Source organism: Massilioclostridium coli, assembly GCF_900095865.1.
Lineage (GTDB): Bacteria > Bacillota > Clostridia > Oscillospirales > Ruminococcaceae > Massilioclostridium > Massilioclostridium facile.
In genome coordinates this window covers 14,027-29,116 of record NZ_FMIZ01000007.1, presented here as the reverse complement: position 1 = coordinate 29,116, position 15,090 = coordinate 14,027, and the positions used below count along the sequence as shown (strand labels likewise).

Genomic DNA, 15,090 nt, shown 5'->3' with positions numbered 1-15,090 from the left:
AACATGTGGTTTACGGACACATTTATTATTTCTATCCTATTTCGATAGTTCCTTTCCCTGATAATTGTATCCTAACAAAAATGCCTGTTTATTCTTCTCCAATAAATGTGCTTTTTTGGGTGGAACAGTATGTTCAATGGCATTTTCCAACGATTCTTTGGAAGTAAAGCCAGTTAATTGCAATACATAACCTAAGCAGATCATATTTGCAAGACCCTTTAATTGATTATCATCAGCCATCTTAGTAGCCGGAATCCCATATTGGTGGATTCCCTTTTGATATACAGCATCTGTAATCAGACTACTATCAAATACGGTAATTCCATCCATCTGCACTGTCTGTATAAACCGATGATAGGAAGGTCCATTCATTGCTAGTAACAGGTTTGGATTTACCACCAAGGGACTCCCAATAGTTTCCTCACTCAAACAAACCGAACAGTTGGCTGTACCGCCTCTCATCTCTGGACCATAAGAAGGTAACCAGGTAACCTGTTTTTCATCCAACAAACCAGTATATGCAGCCACTTTTCCTGCAAACAGTATTCCCTGCCCACCAAAACCTGCAAATAACATATTCATTGTCATGGAGTAAACACCCCTTTCTCTGTACGGTCTTGATAGACGCCCAAAGGATAGTAAGGTATCATTTCCGTTTCTACCCTTTTTAATGCTTCTATTGGCGTTTGTCCCCAGTTCGTTGGACAGGTAGAAAGAACCTCAACAATCGAAAATCCTTTTCCTTCTTTTTGGGTTTGAAATGCTTTTTGAATCGCCTTTTTGGTTTGAAGAATATGTTTTACATCATGGACAGATACACGTTCCGCATAGGCAACCCCATCTAATGTGGACAACATTTCACACATACGGATTGGGAAGCCTGCTTGTTCTACGTGGCGTCCTGTAGGAGTCGTTTGTGTCACCTGTCCCGGTAGCGTAGTAGGAGCCATTTGCCCTCCCGTCATACCATAAATGGTATTATTTACAAATATAATAGTAATATTTTCACCTCGAGTTGCTGCATGTACTGTTTCAGCAGTCCCAATCGCCGCTAAATCTCCGTCTCCTTGATAGGTAAAAATAATGCTGTCTTTTCCTAAAACACGCTTTAAACCAGTCGCAACAGCTGGGGCGCGTCCATGAGGTGCCTGTACCATATCACAACTAAAATAATCATAGGCCATGACAGAGCATCCAACGGAAGCCACACCTACTGTCTGTCCCAATACATCCATATCTTCTAATACTTCCGCAACCAATCGATGGATAATTCCATGGGTACACCCAGGACAATAATGGGTTGTAACCTCTGTTAAACCTTTTGGTCTTTCCATTACTCCAGCCATTGTTATCCCTCCTTCGCCATTTTTTGCAGTTGTTCTAGTATTTCAGCTGGTTTTGGAATAATTCCTCCCACACGTCCATAAAATTCCACTGGGCAACGGCATTCAATCGCTAAGCGCACATCATCCACCATCTGGCCCATATTCATTTCAACTGTTAAAAATTTTTTTGCATGACACCGTTTTAATGCTTGGACCGGGAATGGCCATAGTGTAATTGGCCGGATTAATCCAGCTTTTATTCCCTGCTCTCGAGCAGCGCGTACTGCGGATTTTGCAATACGGGATGTCGCTCCAAAAGCTACCACTACAATATCTGCATCTTCAGTTAGGTATTCTTCTGCCATCTGCTCCTTTTGTTTCACCATTTCATAGCGTTGAAAACGCTCTAAATTGGATTTTTCTAATTCAGAAGGCTGTAAAAATAAGGAATTGATAATATTATGTTCCCTTTGATTTTGATGACCATTAGCAGCCCAAGGTTTTTCTGGTAAATCTGTCCGAATATCATGACGGAATTCAATTGGCTCCATCATCTGCCCTAAGGTACCATCTCCTAAAATCATGGCTGGCATACGATATTGGTCTGCTTTATCAAAAGCATGTTCCACTAAGTCCACCATTTCCTGCACGCTATTTGGAGCAAATACTAATAAATGAAAATCTCCATGTCCGTTATGGGTAGCCTGCCAATAATCGGATTGGGAAGGTTGGATTCCTCCTAATCCTGGACCAGCACGCTGAATATTCACAATTAGGCATGGTAAATCACTTGCCGCTAAATAAGAAATTGCCTCACTTTTTAAGCTAATTCCTGGAGAAGAAGAGGAAGTCATCGCCCGAAAGCCAGCAGAAGCAGCTCCTAGCACCATGTTTGCCGCCGCAATTTCAGATTCTGCTTGTAAATATACTCCACCATCAATCTGTGGCATCCGTTTTGCCATATAAGCGGCAATTTCTGTTTGAGGGGTAATAGGATAGCCAAAAAAACATTTGCATCCAGAACGGATTGCGGATTCTGCTAGAGCCTCATTCCCTTTCATTAAATATCTTTGTCCCATATGTCCCTCCTAATTGTTTGTTTGTACTACTTCTTTTAATAAAATGGCACAATCTGGACAGATAATCGTACACATCCCACAATGAATGCAAGCGTCATCATCAATCAATTCCACTGTATGATAGCCTTTTTGGTTAAACCGATGATTAGATAATTTTAAAATTTGCTTTGGACAGGCAGTTGTACATAAACCGCATCCTTTACATTGTTCGTGGTCAATCCAAATTTTAGTCATAGAATTCCTCCTATCAAAATAATTTGTTCTATTAAAATGATAATTTTATCAAGTAAATGTTATTTTAATAATCATTGTTAGAATAACATTATTCTATTTAACCACAATCCTATTGCGATTTTATTATGATATTATGAACAAAAAAACCTTCCATTTATACTGCAATATTACCAAAGAAATGGATGTTTTACCAATGGAAAAATATTATGTTGTTGAAAACTTGGCATTGCTGTAGTACCCCAAAATGTAATACCAAGCTGTTTTGCCATTTCTTTTGCTGGTAAGATACTATTCTCAATCTCCTGCCAGGTTGTTTCTTCCCCTAAATTAGAATTGTTTACAAAATGAGTGATATTTAGTCTGCTTTCTCTTTCAATCTGATGAACTTGTTCCAGATAATCTGGAATCAGACGGTATTGATTAAATAGCACAAATGCCATATGAGGACGGCTTCTGATAAACTCCGCATATCCTCCAATTGGCTTTGCTCCAACATCATCTCCTCCCATATCAATCACAATGTATCGCTCTATATCCTGTAAACAGGATACTAATCCACCAGAAATAGATGGGATATCCAAATTTGTCCCTGCAAAATTGGTAGATATCAACTGAATATTATTATCTTCCAACCAGCTTTTATAATCGTGACTTCTAAAATAAGGATTTACTGTATCAAAGTCAACCAATGTAACGTTTTTTTCCCGCTTCGCAATTTCTAAAGCTAAGCTGACAGCAAAAGTGGTCTTTCCAGAGCCATACGGTCCCATTACTAGATTAATCGGTTGATATTGTATCATCATAAATGATTCCCCCTCACTAAGATTTTACCTTACTGTATTTTTCTGAAACAATATTGAAAACAAATTGCAGAGCATGCCTTTTCCTTATTTCCGTATTATTCATTTTTTCCTTACTAATAATGAAAATTTTTCTACCACACTATCATAAATCCCTCTCTATTAAACTGTCAAGTTTAAAGTGAAAATAGTTTCTTATTCGTAACGTAGAATAGTGCAAAAGTCTTTCTTCCCTAAAAGTAACATACGATACGATAAATTTTGCAAAATTACAAGTAAATCTATATCCTAATCATCTTAGACCTTTTTTTATAAAAATAAATAACGTATTATTGTGTTATTTTTATGATTGTTGTTTTAATTTACTACTTAGTTTCTGTCTCTAATACTTCAATTGCTTTTTGGAGTTGAGTATCACTCTCATCTGTCAGGCTACCAGAAGCATAAAGTTTTTGACTCTCTTCGGACAATTTTACTTCAAAATCTGGAGTGATTCCCACGCCATTAAAGTTTTCCGTTTTAGCTGGGTCAAAATAGCAAGAAGTAATATTAACAGCACTCCCATCCTGTAATGTATATAAGGTTTGGCAAACCCCTTTACCATATGTAGTTGTTCCCACCAATTTTGCTTTATCATAGTCTTTTAAATCTGCAATAAACAACTCAGAAGCACTGGCTGTTTCATTGTTTGCAATCATTACCATTGGGAGGTCAATACTAGTGGCATCGGAATACCCTAATTCCTCTGTACTTCCATCTTTATAACGGTAGTTTCCCAAAGTTCCTTCTGGCAAAATCTGATCCAAAATTTTGGTTACACTATCAATTGTACCACCTGTGTTATCCCGTAGGTCAAAAATCAATCCTTGGGCTCCTTGTGCCTGTAAATCTTCTATCGCTGTTTTAAATTGATCCACTGTGTTCCCCTTAAAGGAAGATATTTTAACATATCCTTTATCGTCAATCATGCGATAAGAAACAGTAGGAATAGACATTTTCTGTCGGGTTAATTCCAATTCATTATCCTGTCCATTATGACGCACAGTCAATTTTACAACAGTACCTGCTTCCCCTTGTAGCTGTTTCATTGCTACACTATAACCGGAAGTTTTTACATCGTTCCCCTCAATTGCAACAATCAAATCGCCGGATTCTATTCCAGCTGCACTAGCAGGAGAACCCTCATAAATCGTCAATACTTTAATATATCCGCTTTCATCTTGGCTACCGGTAATGCCAATGCCGGTAACATAACCTTGTTGATCCTGCTGTAATGTTTTCAGGTCTTCTGCAGAATAATAAGTAGCATAATCATCCCCCGTGCCTGCTACATAGCCACGGGCAATATAGTTTTGCAAGGTTGTTTCATCTAAGTCCCCAATATAATGGGTACGTACTGTTTTATCAATTTCATCTAATTTCTGGTAAATTGCATCCCTTTGAGATACATTTGACATTAACCCATCAAATACATTGCTGGACGCAATCCAAGTAATGATAAAGGTAATTGCAGCAACAATGGCTGAGAACGCAATTGCCCCACCTAATGAAATTTTTTTATTCATACCTTAAACACCTTTCCGATTTCGGGTTTGCAGATTAATAAGAACAGTTCAATCTGATTTTTTATGATAAACTCAAGAAGGAGAAACAAAATTAAGCGGATTTAATTTCCTTGCAGTCTTAGGCTCTTTTGTTCTATCCCGTACTTCAAAATGCAAATGGTTTCCATAAGCCTGACCTGAATGTCCTACTTTAGCAATTACCTGACCTTGTTCTACTCTTTGGCCTTCATATGCTAAAAGTGCAGAGGCATGTGCATATAAAGTATAATAGCCGTCGTCATGTTGAATAACAACAACACTACCATATCCACCATATCCTGATCCTTGTTTATTGAACTCTTCATCTAAACTTACTACAACGGTACCACTTTTAGCAGCGCAAATATTGGTACCAAGTGGAGCTGGAATATCTATACCCCAATGATTTACCACTTTCCCGTTCAATACACGAGAACCATATCCATCACCCATAGCTCTGCCAGGAACTGGCCACATATAACCACTGCCACTGATTGTTCCAGTTTCTATTTGGTTGGTTCCATTGGGTTGACCAGCATTTTCATATTGTTCTTCTATTTCTTGGATTTCTTGTTGAATATCCCCTTGGTATTGAATGCTTTGCTGTTTTTTTGCGTTTAAATCAGCCTGAGCCGCTTCTTTGCTCGCACGGACAGAAGATGCTTCATCATATTGGATACGTACTTCATCCAACTGAGCTTCTAAATCAGATTTTTGTGTTTCCAATTCTGATAATTTTGTTTCTACTTCTTTTTTATTCTGATTAATCTCCTCTACTTGTTGAGTTAAAGTTTCAACTAAATCCTGGTCATGTTTGGCAATACGTTTGATATATTCCATACTTGCCATAAATTCACCAAAATCATCGGCGGTCAACAGTAAATCCAAAGTAGTAGTTTGTCCTGCTTTATAGTCCGCAACCATTCTTTCTTTTAATTGATCGATTGTTTTCTGTTTTTCCTGTTCCTTCTGCTCAATCTCAGCATTTTTTTCATCAACTTCTCTCTGAGTATCCAATAGCTGAGAATTTAATTGACTAATTTGAGCTTCTTTTGCTGAAATTTCTGAGTTCAAATTGTCTTCTTGGGATTGATAGATATCAATCTCTTGCTGCATGACAACAATTTGCTCATCCAAAGCAGCCTGGTATTCAGCAGACTCTTTATTTTTTCCCTGCAAATCATCTAACTTTTCTGCTAACTGCTGTTTTTTGTTTTGAACCTGATCCAAAGAACTTGTTGCAGAAACAGTAATCGGTAAAACACCAACTGACATAGTAGCTGCTAAAACAATCGCAAGCAGCTTTGTCAAATGACGTTTTTTCATATTGTAATTCCTCCTTGATCATTGCCTTTTATTCTATTTTTTAATAAAATCCATCTTTTGACCTTCCATTTTGATGGTAGAACAATGACTGCCAAGCGCAAAACAGAATGGCAGCCATATTTTATTAGGATGGGGATACAAAATTTAACGGATTTAATTTGTTTGCATTCCGATCGCGGACTTCAAAGTGTAAGTGGTTTCCTGTGGAATCCCCTGTAGATCCAACTTTTGCAATAACCTGTCCTTGTTCTACTCTCTGTCCTACTGATACTAAACGGGAAGAAGCGTGCGCATATAAGGTGAGATATCCATCATCATGCTGAATGACAACTACATTTCCATAGCCGCCAAATCCGCTTCCAGAATAACCCATCATAGAAACAATAACTGTCCCAGATTTTGCCGCCCGGATATCAGTTCCATATGGTGCTGGGATATCAATGCCCCAATGATATCCAGAACCATAATCACGCGGACCATAACCGTCTCCCATTGCTCTACCTGGAATTGGCCACATATAACCACTAGAACTTACAGAACCACTGTTGTTGCTTCCAGTATTCCCTGTATTTCCATTTGTATCCGTATTCCCACTACTATTGTTGGAATTATTGGCATTATTATTTTTTTCTGCTTCTTTTTGGGCCTCTAAGATTGCTTGTGTCGCATCTTCCAGCTCCTCACGTGTCTCTTGGATTTGCTGCTGCACTTCATTGCTATGCTTTATACTTTTCTGTTTATCGGAATTTAACTCATCCTGTTTAGCCTGTTTGTTCGCACGGATAGCAGTAATTTCGTCTCGTTCATTTTGTGCTTCCGTCAACTTTGTTTCCATATCGGATTTTTGGGTTTGTAAGCTAGAAAGTTTTGTTTCCCTTTCCTGCTTGCTCCCCTGAATTTCATTTACTTGTTGTTCCAATGTATCGGTTAATTCTTTATCATGTTTAGCAATCCGTTGTATGTACTCCATACCTGCCATAAATTCACCAAAATCACTGGCACTTAACAGCAAATCTAAGGAAGAAGTTTGTCCTGTTTTATAATCAGCAATCATTCTCTCCTTTAGCTGATCAATCGTTTTCTGCTTCTCCTGTTCTTTCTGTTCAATCTCAGCATTTAATTGATCAATTTCCGTTTGGGTTTGTAAAACCTGATCGTTGATTTTACCAATTTCAACTTCTTTAGCTGTAATATCTGCATTTTTGGCGTCTTCTTTTGCCTGAGCATCATCAATTTCTTGTTGAAGCAAGGATATTTTTTGATCTAAAGCGGCTTGGTATTCGCTGGTATTTACTTGGTCATCCCCCAAATACGCCAGCTTCCGATTTAAATCATCAATTGTGCTTTGATCCGTTTTTGCAAAAACAGAAGTTGGTAATATACACGCTGACATTGTAACTGCCAGTGCTAGAGAAATAAATTTTGTTAAACGGTGTTTTTTCATGTCACTTCTCCTCTCAAACAACTATACTTTTAAGTGGGTACGCAAACTAATAACACTGCCCAATGCGCCTGTTGCACAACCTGCAAGGAAAAACGCAATGGCAATTTTCCAACCAATATTACCAAATGGAATAATGCTATCATACATAGATTGTAAAAATGCTGATGAGTTATCCTTTATAATATGGATAATTGCTTCATAACCACCCCAAATTAGCAGGAATGCAACAATAGCGGAAACAATCCCTAAACAGATCCCTTCAAATAAAAATGGAACCCGAATAAAGTTGTTGGTTGCACCCACCTGCTTCATAATGCCAATCTCTTTTCTTCTGGCAAAAACAGTGGCACGGATGGTATTTGAAATAATCACCAGCGATACAACTACCAGAGCAGCAACGATCACTACTCCAAACCAGGTAACTGTTTGTTTTAAATCGGTAATTGTTTTGGCAACATTAGTAGGAATTTTATAGCTGTCATATGCAGGAGATTGTTCTGCCAGTTTCGTAATATCCTCCATATGAGTTAAATCAGAAACCGAAACCCTTAAAGAGGCTGGCAAAAAATTATCATTTACAATGCTGTCATATAACTCTTTATTGTTCAAGCGGTCCGCGTAATCCCGAAGCGCCTGTTCTTTTGATATATATGTAGTACTTTCCACAAACTCAAGGCTATCCAACTCATTTGTTAGCTGATCGACATCTTCTTGAGTAGCATCATCTTTTAAAAAGATTTCGATGGTACTTTGTTCTTCCACAAATCCAATCATACTGTCCATATTTGCTGTAAGTAGTACAGCTAGTCCAACCAGCATTAAACAAGCGGTTAGCACACCAATGGAAGCGAAAGACATCAAACGGTTAATCCATACATTTCGGATGCCTTCTTTGGCTAAATATTTAATACTGCTTCCTCTCATTCGTTACCTCCTATGAATTCATCGAAGGCAATCTGACCATCTTCAATGCTTACTACCCGACCGCCAAAATGACGCACTAATTCATGTTCGTGGGTTACCATCATAATGGTAGTGCCACAATATTTATTAATATCCATTAACAATTCTACAATTTGCAAAGAAAGCCCTGGGTCAACATTACCAGTGGGCTCGTCCGCTATAATAAACGGAGGATCGCTTGCCAAAGCACGAGCAATTGCTACCCTTTGTTGTTCCCCACCAGATAATTCATTTGGGTAAGATTTCATTTTATCTGCCAAATCCACTAGGTTCAGCACATAAGGTACCCTTTTACGGATGTAACGGTTCGAGTGGTTGGTAACACGCAGCACAAACGCTACATTGTCAAACACTGTCATATTAGGAATCAACCGGAAATCCTGGAATACCATCCCCAACGAACGGCGAAAATATGGCACTTGTTTTTTTGTTAATGCACTTAAATCATAACCATTTACAACTACTTTTCCCGATGTTGCTACATTTTCCCTTGTCAGCAACTTTAGTAAGGAACTTTTTCCTGCTCCGGAATGGCCAACTACAAACACAAATTCACCTTTATCTATGTTTAAGTTGATGCCATTTAAAGCAGGATTTCCATTTGAATATTCAAAATAGACATCTTGCAATTCTATCATGAAAAATACTCCTTCTCTCACAATACAAATCAATTGACAGGATGTCTCTTTCCCTTATAAAATGGAACAAAGCAAAATCCACCATTCTAAAAAATGGCGCAATTCTGCTTTGCTGGTAGTATCACATCAAAACAGGAAAACAAACGCTATCCTGCTCATTTGTTTTACAGTTTAGCTGGGTTAGAAATCAAGTATTTCTTTACCATCAGAGCAATTTTAAAGACAATTGCATGATCAAATTCCCGAAGGTCAAGACCTGTCAATTTTTTAATTTTTTCAAGGCGATATACTAATGTGTTACGGTGTACAAATAATTTACGGGATGTTTCAGATACATTCAGGTTATTTTCAAAGAATTTTTGGATCGTAAACAAAGTTTCTTGATCCAAAGATTCAATCGAACCGCGTTTAAATACCTCTCTTAAAAAGGTTTCGCACAAAGTTGTTGGCAATTGGTAAATTAAACGCGCAATACCCAAATTATCATAGCTTACAATTACTTTGTCGGTATCAAAAACTTTTCCAACTTCCAAAGCAACCTGAGCTTCTTTAAAAGAACGGGCCAAATCTTTTACCCCAACAACAGCAGTACCAATCCCTACTGTGGCACGGGTATAAAATTCGCCACTTAACGTATCAACAATAGAACGGGCCAATTTTTCCAGGTCTTTTGAGTCAATGCCGCTACGGATTTCTTTAATTAATACAATATCATTTTCGCTGATATTAAATACAAAATCTTTTTGCTTATCCGGGAACAGGTTTTGAATGACATCGTACGCAGACACATCATTCGAAGATAAAATACGGATTAATAATGCAACACGGCTAACATCTGTATTAAAGTGAAGTTCACGTGCTTTAATATAAATATCCCCTGGTAAAATATTATCCAGTACTACATTTTTAATAAAATTATTGCGGTCATACTTTTCATCGTAGTATTGTTTGATACTGGAAAGGGTAATCGCCAAAATTTGTGTGTATTTAGAGGCTGTTTCATCTACCCCTTCTACAAACACAGCATACTCTGGCTTCATTGCGGAACCAAATGGTTTGTAAGTAAATCCATCACGTACAAATACCTCATGAGAATCCGCAAGGTCTAATGAGATAAACTCATTGTATGTTCCAATTTTAGACAACTCACTACAAGCAATAATGGTAGCAGAATCATCTACTACACCAATTACCCGGTCAATTGTATCTCTCATTTGATGAACTACACCCTGGAAAAGCCGATTTGACATAAGTATTCTCCTTTGTTTTAAAATGATCTCTGTTGGATGGTAAAAATAGTTTTGCCCAAACGACAGCTACAATTTTATTACAATTGGTATAGCATCAAACTATTACAAATTGTAACATATTCTGCAGCTTCTATTGTTAAGAAAATATGAAATGACATGAGGAAAAAAATAGAATTTTTATGTTGCGCTAAAATTTGTCAGTTATTGTGTTTTATCTGATACTAGCATCTTATCATACAAAACAGCAAAAACAAGCTATTTTTTTCGTATTATTTGAATGTTTTTTTCTACTCATCTTGTCAATATCATCAAATTTTTATTAACAAATCTGTGTAACAGTCACATAATACCACGTTTTCGACGATTTGTCAACTATTTGATGTGTCTTTTGTCTATCAAATTTATATTTTAAGCAGTTTTTTTGGTATAAACGCTATAGATACCAAAAAAACAAGAGATTATCACCTATTTTTTTGGTAACTCATTTATCTAATTTCGCCAAAAAAAATGCACCTTTTTCTTATTTTCAGAAAACAAGAAAAAGGTACACGCTTCGTAATTTGAATTGTATTTGGATATCTTTTATTTTAAAAAATATTTACAATTTTATTTTAATATCTGTTACAATTTGTAATTCTTTCAAGTTCTTCCACAGATATTTCTCGACATTGCCCTTCTGGTAAATTTGGATCTAACGCTAAACCTCCAATCTTTATTCTTTTCAGTTCCAAAACTTTTTTTCCAACAGCGCCAAACATCCGTTTAATTTGATGGTAACGCCCTTCTTGGATGATTACTTCTAATGTTGGCGTCTCTCCTGGAAAAATCACTGTGAACTTTGCCTTCATACATTGTGTACCATCTTTTAATACTATTCCATTTTCCAGCTGTTTGATTTCTAATTCTGCAATTGGTTGGTCAATTACCGCATGATAGGTTTTTGGCACGTGGTGGCGAGGAGACAATATATTATGGGCAAACTCTCCATCTTCCGTTAATAATACAAATCCTGTTGTATCTTTATCCAAACGTCCTGCCGGAAACATGCCCTGCCGGAAAAGTTCTTTTGGCACGAGATCCAATACTGTAGTATGGCGTGTATCATCCGTTGCGCTGACAACACCTTTAGGTTTATTTAGCATTAAATAAATATGTTCTTGATAATTCTGCAATGCTCCATCTATTTCAATCCGGTCTACTTGTGGGTCAATCTTAATATCCCCTTTTAACACTGGTATCCCATTTACAGAAACTCGTCCTGCTTTCAAAAAAGATTTGGATTCTTTTCTGCTGGCAATCCCTTGGTTCGATAAAAACTTATCAATTCGCATTTTCAAAATGAAATCCCCTCCTATAGGTCTATTGTAGCCTATAGGAGGGGAATCCGTCAACTATCCCCTTTTTTCAATAAAGGCTGTGTGAAGCCACCTTCACTTGTAGAAGATAAATCGCCACCTATAATAATACCATCGCAAACCAACAAGGTTGCTTGCACCGTCGAATCTGCTTCATAATTGGTTACTTGATAGCAAAACTGCTGGCAGGTTTTCCCCTTATATGGAGCAAGGTCAAATCCCTGCTGTTTTTGTACAGCATTGTATAATTCAAACACTTGATCAAATTCATTTGGAATAATAACCTCTTTGGTCGAAATTGGTTCTTGCTGTACTTCCCATCCCAACGAATTGAGATATGCTACCCTCTCTTCATTTGTCCCCCCTGGTACGGAGGCAGAAACTGGCTCTACATTCCGTCCTAACGCGATAATCACTGCTAAAATAGCAATTATTACAATGACGCAGCAAACCGCTAGCACTTTCTTTTTGGATGTCCGAACGGAAACTACAAACATCATTTCACCCCCGTATGAAATTATTTTCTTTACTACCATACATATGAAATAATCGTTCTATTTTATGCACAGATGGAATAAAAAGAAAAATTTTTCTTGATGTAATCAAGTAAAAAGGGCAGCAAAATATGCTGCCCTTTTTACTGAAAGAAAGTGAAATGAGATTAACTAGTTATCAAATATTAAGCTTCCTCCATTACAGCTTTCGCCTTGCTAATTACCTCAACATGGAGCTGTTCTGGAAGCTGTTCATAACGCGCAAATTCCATACTAAAAGAACCCGCTCCCTGGGTCATCTGGCGAAGCAGCATTGCAAAATCCTGCATTTCAGCCTCTGGAACTTCGGCTTCAATCATTGTCATATTATCTTCTTCTGGATTCATTCCCAATACGCGGCCACGACGTTTATTTAATTCACCCATCATATCGCCTGTATTAGCATCTGGAACCAAAACTTTTAATGTATCAATTGGTTCTAACAACACTGGGGAAGCTTGTGGAATTCCTTCACGATAAGCAATAGATGCCGCCATTTTAAACGCCATTTCGGAGGAATCCACTGGATGATAAGAACCATCTACTAAACGTGCTTTTAAACCAACCATTGGATAGCCTGCCAGAATACCCTTTTGGGCACTTTCCCGCAACCCTTTTTCAACTGCTGGGAAAAATCCTTTTGGAACAGCACCACCAAAAATTTTCTCTTCAAATACTAGGTCTTCACTGACACATGGTTCAAATTCAATCCATACATGGCCAAATTGTCCATGCCCACCTGTTTGTTTTTTGTGTTTTCCTTCTACTTTTACTTTTTTACGGATTGTTTCACGATAAGGTACACGCACTTCACCTAAGGTAACATCTACACCAAATTTGGATTTTAGTTTTGCCAAAGCAACATCCAAATGTTGTTCTCCTAAACCACTAATGATCTGTTGTTTTGTCTCTGTATTTACATTAAATCCTAAGGTTGGATCTTCCTGCAATAATTTTGTTACCGCACCCGAGACTTTGCTTTCATCTCCTTTTGCTGAGGTAATCATAGCACGGCTATAGCATGGTGCAGGGTATGTAATCGGTTCTACTATAACGTCGGTGCCATCACATAAAGTATCCCCTGTATTAACAGTCAACTTTGTAGCCGCACCAATATCCCCGGCTGTTAATTCTTTGGTATCTTCCTGTTTTTTCCCACAGAGGAACATCAATTTACCAATGCGTTCCAATTCTCCAGTAGTCCTGTTTTTTGGTGTAACATCCGCGGATAATTTACCGGATAACACTTTAAAGAAAGATAATTTTCCAAAGAATGGATCCGCAATCGTCTTAAAGACATAGGCACACAATGGCCCATTTGGATCGCATGGGATAATAGAATCTACTTCAGAAGCACTTGGCAACAATTTCGTCATACCTTCCATCAAAACGGTAATCCCTTCCAAAGTAGTAGCGGATCCTGCAAATACTGGAATAATACCACCAGATTTAATTCCATTGTGGATTCCTTCCGAAATCTCTTCCATTGTAAACTGTTCCCCAGAAAAGAACTTTTCAAATAATGCTTCATCTGTTTCGGCTACTGCTTCACTAATCGCTGCCAATAACCCTTCCAATCTATGTGCCATATCTGGCATCTCTACTTCTTTACGGCTTCCGCTCCCATCATAAGAATATGCTTTTAGATGGATTAAGTCCACATAACAATCTACTTTATCATCTTTATAAACAGGAACCATCAATGGGCAGATTGCAGGTCCAAAATTTGCCTTTAAGTCCTCTAATACTTTATAAAAATCAGCGTGTTCTGTATCCAGTTTGCTGACAAATACCATAACAGGTTTATTTTGTTGTTTCGCAAGTTTATATGCTTTTTTTGTTCCTACGTTTACCCCTGATTTACCTGAAACGCAAATCAAAACACTATCCGCTGCGGAAATACCTTCATACATTCCAACAGCAAAATCGAATAATCCAGGGGTATCCAATAAATTTACTTTATACCCACTATATTCTAATGGGAGAACAGAGAGTGTTAATGAAGCTTTCCGTTTAATCTCCTCAGGGTCACAATCGCTAACAGTTGTTCCATCAGCAATTTTTCCTAAACGGTCGGTCGCACCAGAACGAAATAGCAAAGCCTCTGCTAAAGAAGTTTTACCACAGCCGCCGTGCCCAACGATAGCAATGTTTTTAATTTTATCCGGTGAATAGCTTTTCATTTGTTTTCTCTCCATTCTGTGTAAAATTTTTTAATAAGATTTAGTATAATATATGTTGCTGACATGATGTCAATCCCAGAAAATATTATCTCTATCTCCTGTTCTCAGTATGATTTTACTATAGCCAATCTTTAATTGGTTAATTATTATAGTATCATCTATCTGTTACTTAAAAATTATATCATTTTTAACGATTATTTTCAAGATTTTTCTGATATATCAAGCGTAAAAAATTCCAATCTATCTTTGTATCTATTCACGATAAAATCGATTTGTTTTGTGAGATTCTTATATTTTTCGAGAAAATTTTGATGATTTTAACAAACACAAAATAAAAATCTGTTCCAACAGCTATAACAACTTGCCAAAGCGAGTTT

At 37.4% G+C, this 15,090-nt stretch carries 14 protein-coding genes; all 14 read right to left on the bottom strand.

Features of this window, described 5'->3' with window-relative positions; genetic code table 11:
* Positions 1-36: 36 nt before the first annotated feature.
* Positions 37-588 (bottom strand): 2-oxoacid:acceptor oxidoreductase family protein, encoded by a 552-nt coding sequence (locus tag BQ2683_RS05705; protein WP_069988064.1) that lies wholly within the window; start codon positions 586-588, stop codon positions 37-39.
* On the bottom strand, positions 585-1,346 hold the full coding sequence (locus BQ2683_RS05700; protein ID WP_069988063.1) for a thiamine pyrophosphate-dependent enzyme: 762 nt from the start codon (positions 1,344-1,346) through the stop codon (positions 585-587). The genes BQ2683_RS05705 and BQ2683_RS05700 overlap by 4 nt, the downstream gene beginning before the upstream one ends.
* Positions 1,347-1,348: 2 nt before the next feature.
* Positions 1,349-2,404: a 3-methyl-2-oxobutanoate dehydrogenase subunit VorB gene (locus BQ2683_RS05695; RefSeq protein WP_069988062.1), complete on the bottom strand. Its 1,056-nt coding sequence runs from the start codon at positions 2,402-2,404 to the stop codon at positions 1,349-1,351.
* Between the two features lie 9 nt (positions 2,405-2,413).
* Positions 2,414-2,638 (bottom strand): 4Fe-4S dicluster domain-containing protein, encoded by a 225-nt coding sequence (locus tag BQ2683_RS05690; RefSeq protein WP_069988061.1) that lies wholly within the window; start codon positions 2,636-2,638, stop codon positions 2,414-2,416.
* A gap of 167 nt (positions 2,639-2,805) precedes the next feature.
* Positions 2,806-3,441, bottom strand: a complete 636-nt coding sequence (locus BQ2683_RS05685; protein WP_069988060.1) for a nucleotide-binding protein — start codon at positions 3,439-3,441, stop codon at positions 2,806-2,808.
* 362 nt (positions 3,442-3,803) lie between these two features.
* Positions 3,804-5,003 carry a S41 family peptidase gene (locus tag BQ2683_RS05680; protein WP_069988059.1) on the bottom strand — a complete coding sequence of 400 codons (1,200 nt, stop codon included), beginning with the start codon at positions 5,001-5,003 and terminating at the stop codon, positions 3,804-3,806.
* A 72-nt stretch (positions 5,004-5,075) separates the two neighbouring features.
* Entirely contained in the window at positions 5,076-6,347 is a 1,272-nt protein-coding gene (locus tag BQ2683_RS05675) for a murein hydrolase activator EnvC family protein (RefSeq protein ID WP_069988058.1), read from the bottom strand.
* A gap of 124 nt (positions 6,348-6,471) precedes the next feature.
* A complete protein-coding gene (locus BQ2683_RS05670) occupies positions 6,472-7,791 on the bottom strand; it encodes a murein hydrolase activator EnvC family protein (RefSeq protein ID WP_069988057.1) in 1,320 nt (439 codons plus the stop codon).
* Positions 7,792-7,812: 21 nt separating this feature from the next.
* The gene (ftsX, locus tag BQ2683_RS05665) at positions 7,813-8,715 is read right to left on the bottom strand and encodes a permease-like cell division protein FtsX (protein ID WP_069988056.1); all 903 of its coding nucleotides are present in this window, start codon (positions 8,713-8,715) and stop codon (positions 7,813-7,815) included.
* On the bottom strand, positions 8,712-9,392 hold the full coding sequence (gene ftsE, locus BQ2683_RS05660; RefSeq protein WP_069988055.1) for a cell division ATP-binding protein FtsE: 681 nt from the start codon (positions 9,390-9,392) through the stop codon (positions 8,712-8,714). The genes ftsX and ftsE overlap by 4 nt, the downstream gene beginning before the upstream one ends.
* Before the next feature lie 164 nt (positions 9,393-9,556).
* On the bottom strand, positions 9,557-10,642 hold the full coding sequence (locus BQ2683_RS05655) for a PucR family transcriptional regulator (protein ID WP_069988054.1): 1,086 nt from the start codon (positions 10,640-10,642) through the stop codon (positions 9,557-9,559).
* A 611-nt stretch (positions 10,643-11,253) separates the two neighbouring features.
* A complete protein-coding gene (locus BQ2683_RS05650) occupies positions 11,254-11,973 on the bottom strand; it encodes a pseudouridine synthase (protein WP_186997069.1) in 720 nt (239 codons plus the stop codon).
* Positions 11,974-12,029: 56 nt separating this feature from the next.
* Positions 12,030-12,494: a DUF4830 domain-containing protein gene (locus BQ2683_RS05645; RefSeq protein WP_069988053.1), complete on the bottom strand. Its 465-nt coding sequence runs from the start codon at positions 12,492-12,494 to the stop codon at positions 12,030-12,032.
* Between the two features lie 182 nt (positions 12,495-12,676).
* Positions 12,677-14,713, bottom strand: coding sequence for an elongation factor G (locus BQ2683_RS05640; RefSeq protein WP_069988051.1), 2,037 nt, complete (start codon positions 14,711-14,713; stop codon positions 12,677-12,679).
* Positions 14,714-15,090 lie beyond the last annotated feature (377 nt).

Excerpts from the sequence above, each read along its gene's own strand:
- BQ2683_RS05680 (WP_069988059.1), bottom strand. The coding sequence starts at position 5,003 with ATGAATAAAAAAATTTCATTAGGTGGGGCAATTGCGTTCTCAGCCATT.
- BQ2683_RS05700 (WP_069988063.1), bottom strand. The coding sequence starts at position 1,346 with ATGGCTGGAGTAATGGAAAGACCAAAAGGTTTAACAGAGGTTACAACC.
- BQ2683_RS05705 (WP_069988064.1), bottom strand. The coding sequence starts at position 588 with ATGACAATGAATATGTTATTTGCAGGTTTTGGTGGGCAGGGAATACTG.
- BQ2683_RS05645 (WP_069988053.1), bottom strand. The coding sequence starts at position 12,494 with ATGTTTGTAGTTTCCGTTCGGACATCCAAAAAGAAAGTGCTAGCGGTT.
- BQ2683_RS05650 (WP_186997069.1), bottom strand. The coding sequence starts at position 11,973 with ATGCGAATTGATAAGTTTTTATCGAACCAAGGGATTGCCAGCAGAAAA.
- ftsX (WP_069988056.1), bottom strand. The coding sequence starts at position 8,715 with ATGAGAGGAAGCAGTATTAAATATTTAGCCAAAGAAGGCATCCGAAAT.
- ftsE (WP_069988055.1), bottom strand. The coding sequence starts at position 9,392 with ATGATAGAATTGCAAGATGTCTATTTTGAATATTCAAATGGAAATCCT.
- BQ2683_RS05690 (WP_069988061.1), bottom strand. The coding sequence starts at position 2,638 with ATGACTAAAATTTGGATTGACCACGAACAATGTAAAGGATGCGGTTTA.
- BQ2683_RS05670 (WP_069988057.1), bottom strand. The coding sequence starts at position 7,791 with ATGAAAAAACACCGTTTAACAAAATTTATTTCTCTAGCACTGGCAGTT.
- BQ2683_RS05655 (WP_069988054.1), bottom strand. The coding sequence starts at position 10,642 with ATGTCAAATCGGCTTTTCCAGGGTGTAGTTCATCAAATGAGAGATACA.
- BQ2683_RS05685 (WP_069988060.1), bottom strand. The coding sequence starts at position 3,441 with ATGATGATACAATATCAACCGATTAATCTAGTAATGGGACCGTATGGC.
- BQ2683_RS05695 (WP_069988062.1), bottom strand. The coding sequence starts at position 2,404 with ATGGGACAAAGATATTTAATGAAAGGGAATGAGGCTCTAGCAGAATCC.
- BQ2683_RS05640 (WP_069988051.1), bottom strand. The coding sequence starts at position 14,713 with ATGAAAAGCTATTCACCGGATAAAATTAAAAACATTGCTATCGTTGGG.
- BQ2683_RS05675 (WP_069988058.1), bottom strand. The coding sequence starts at position 6,347 with ATGAAAAAACGTCATTTGACAAAGCTGCTTGCGATTGTTTTAGCAGCT.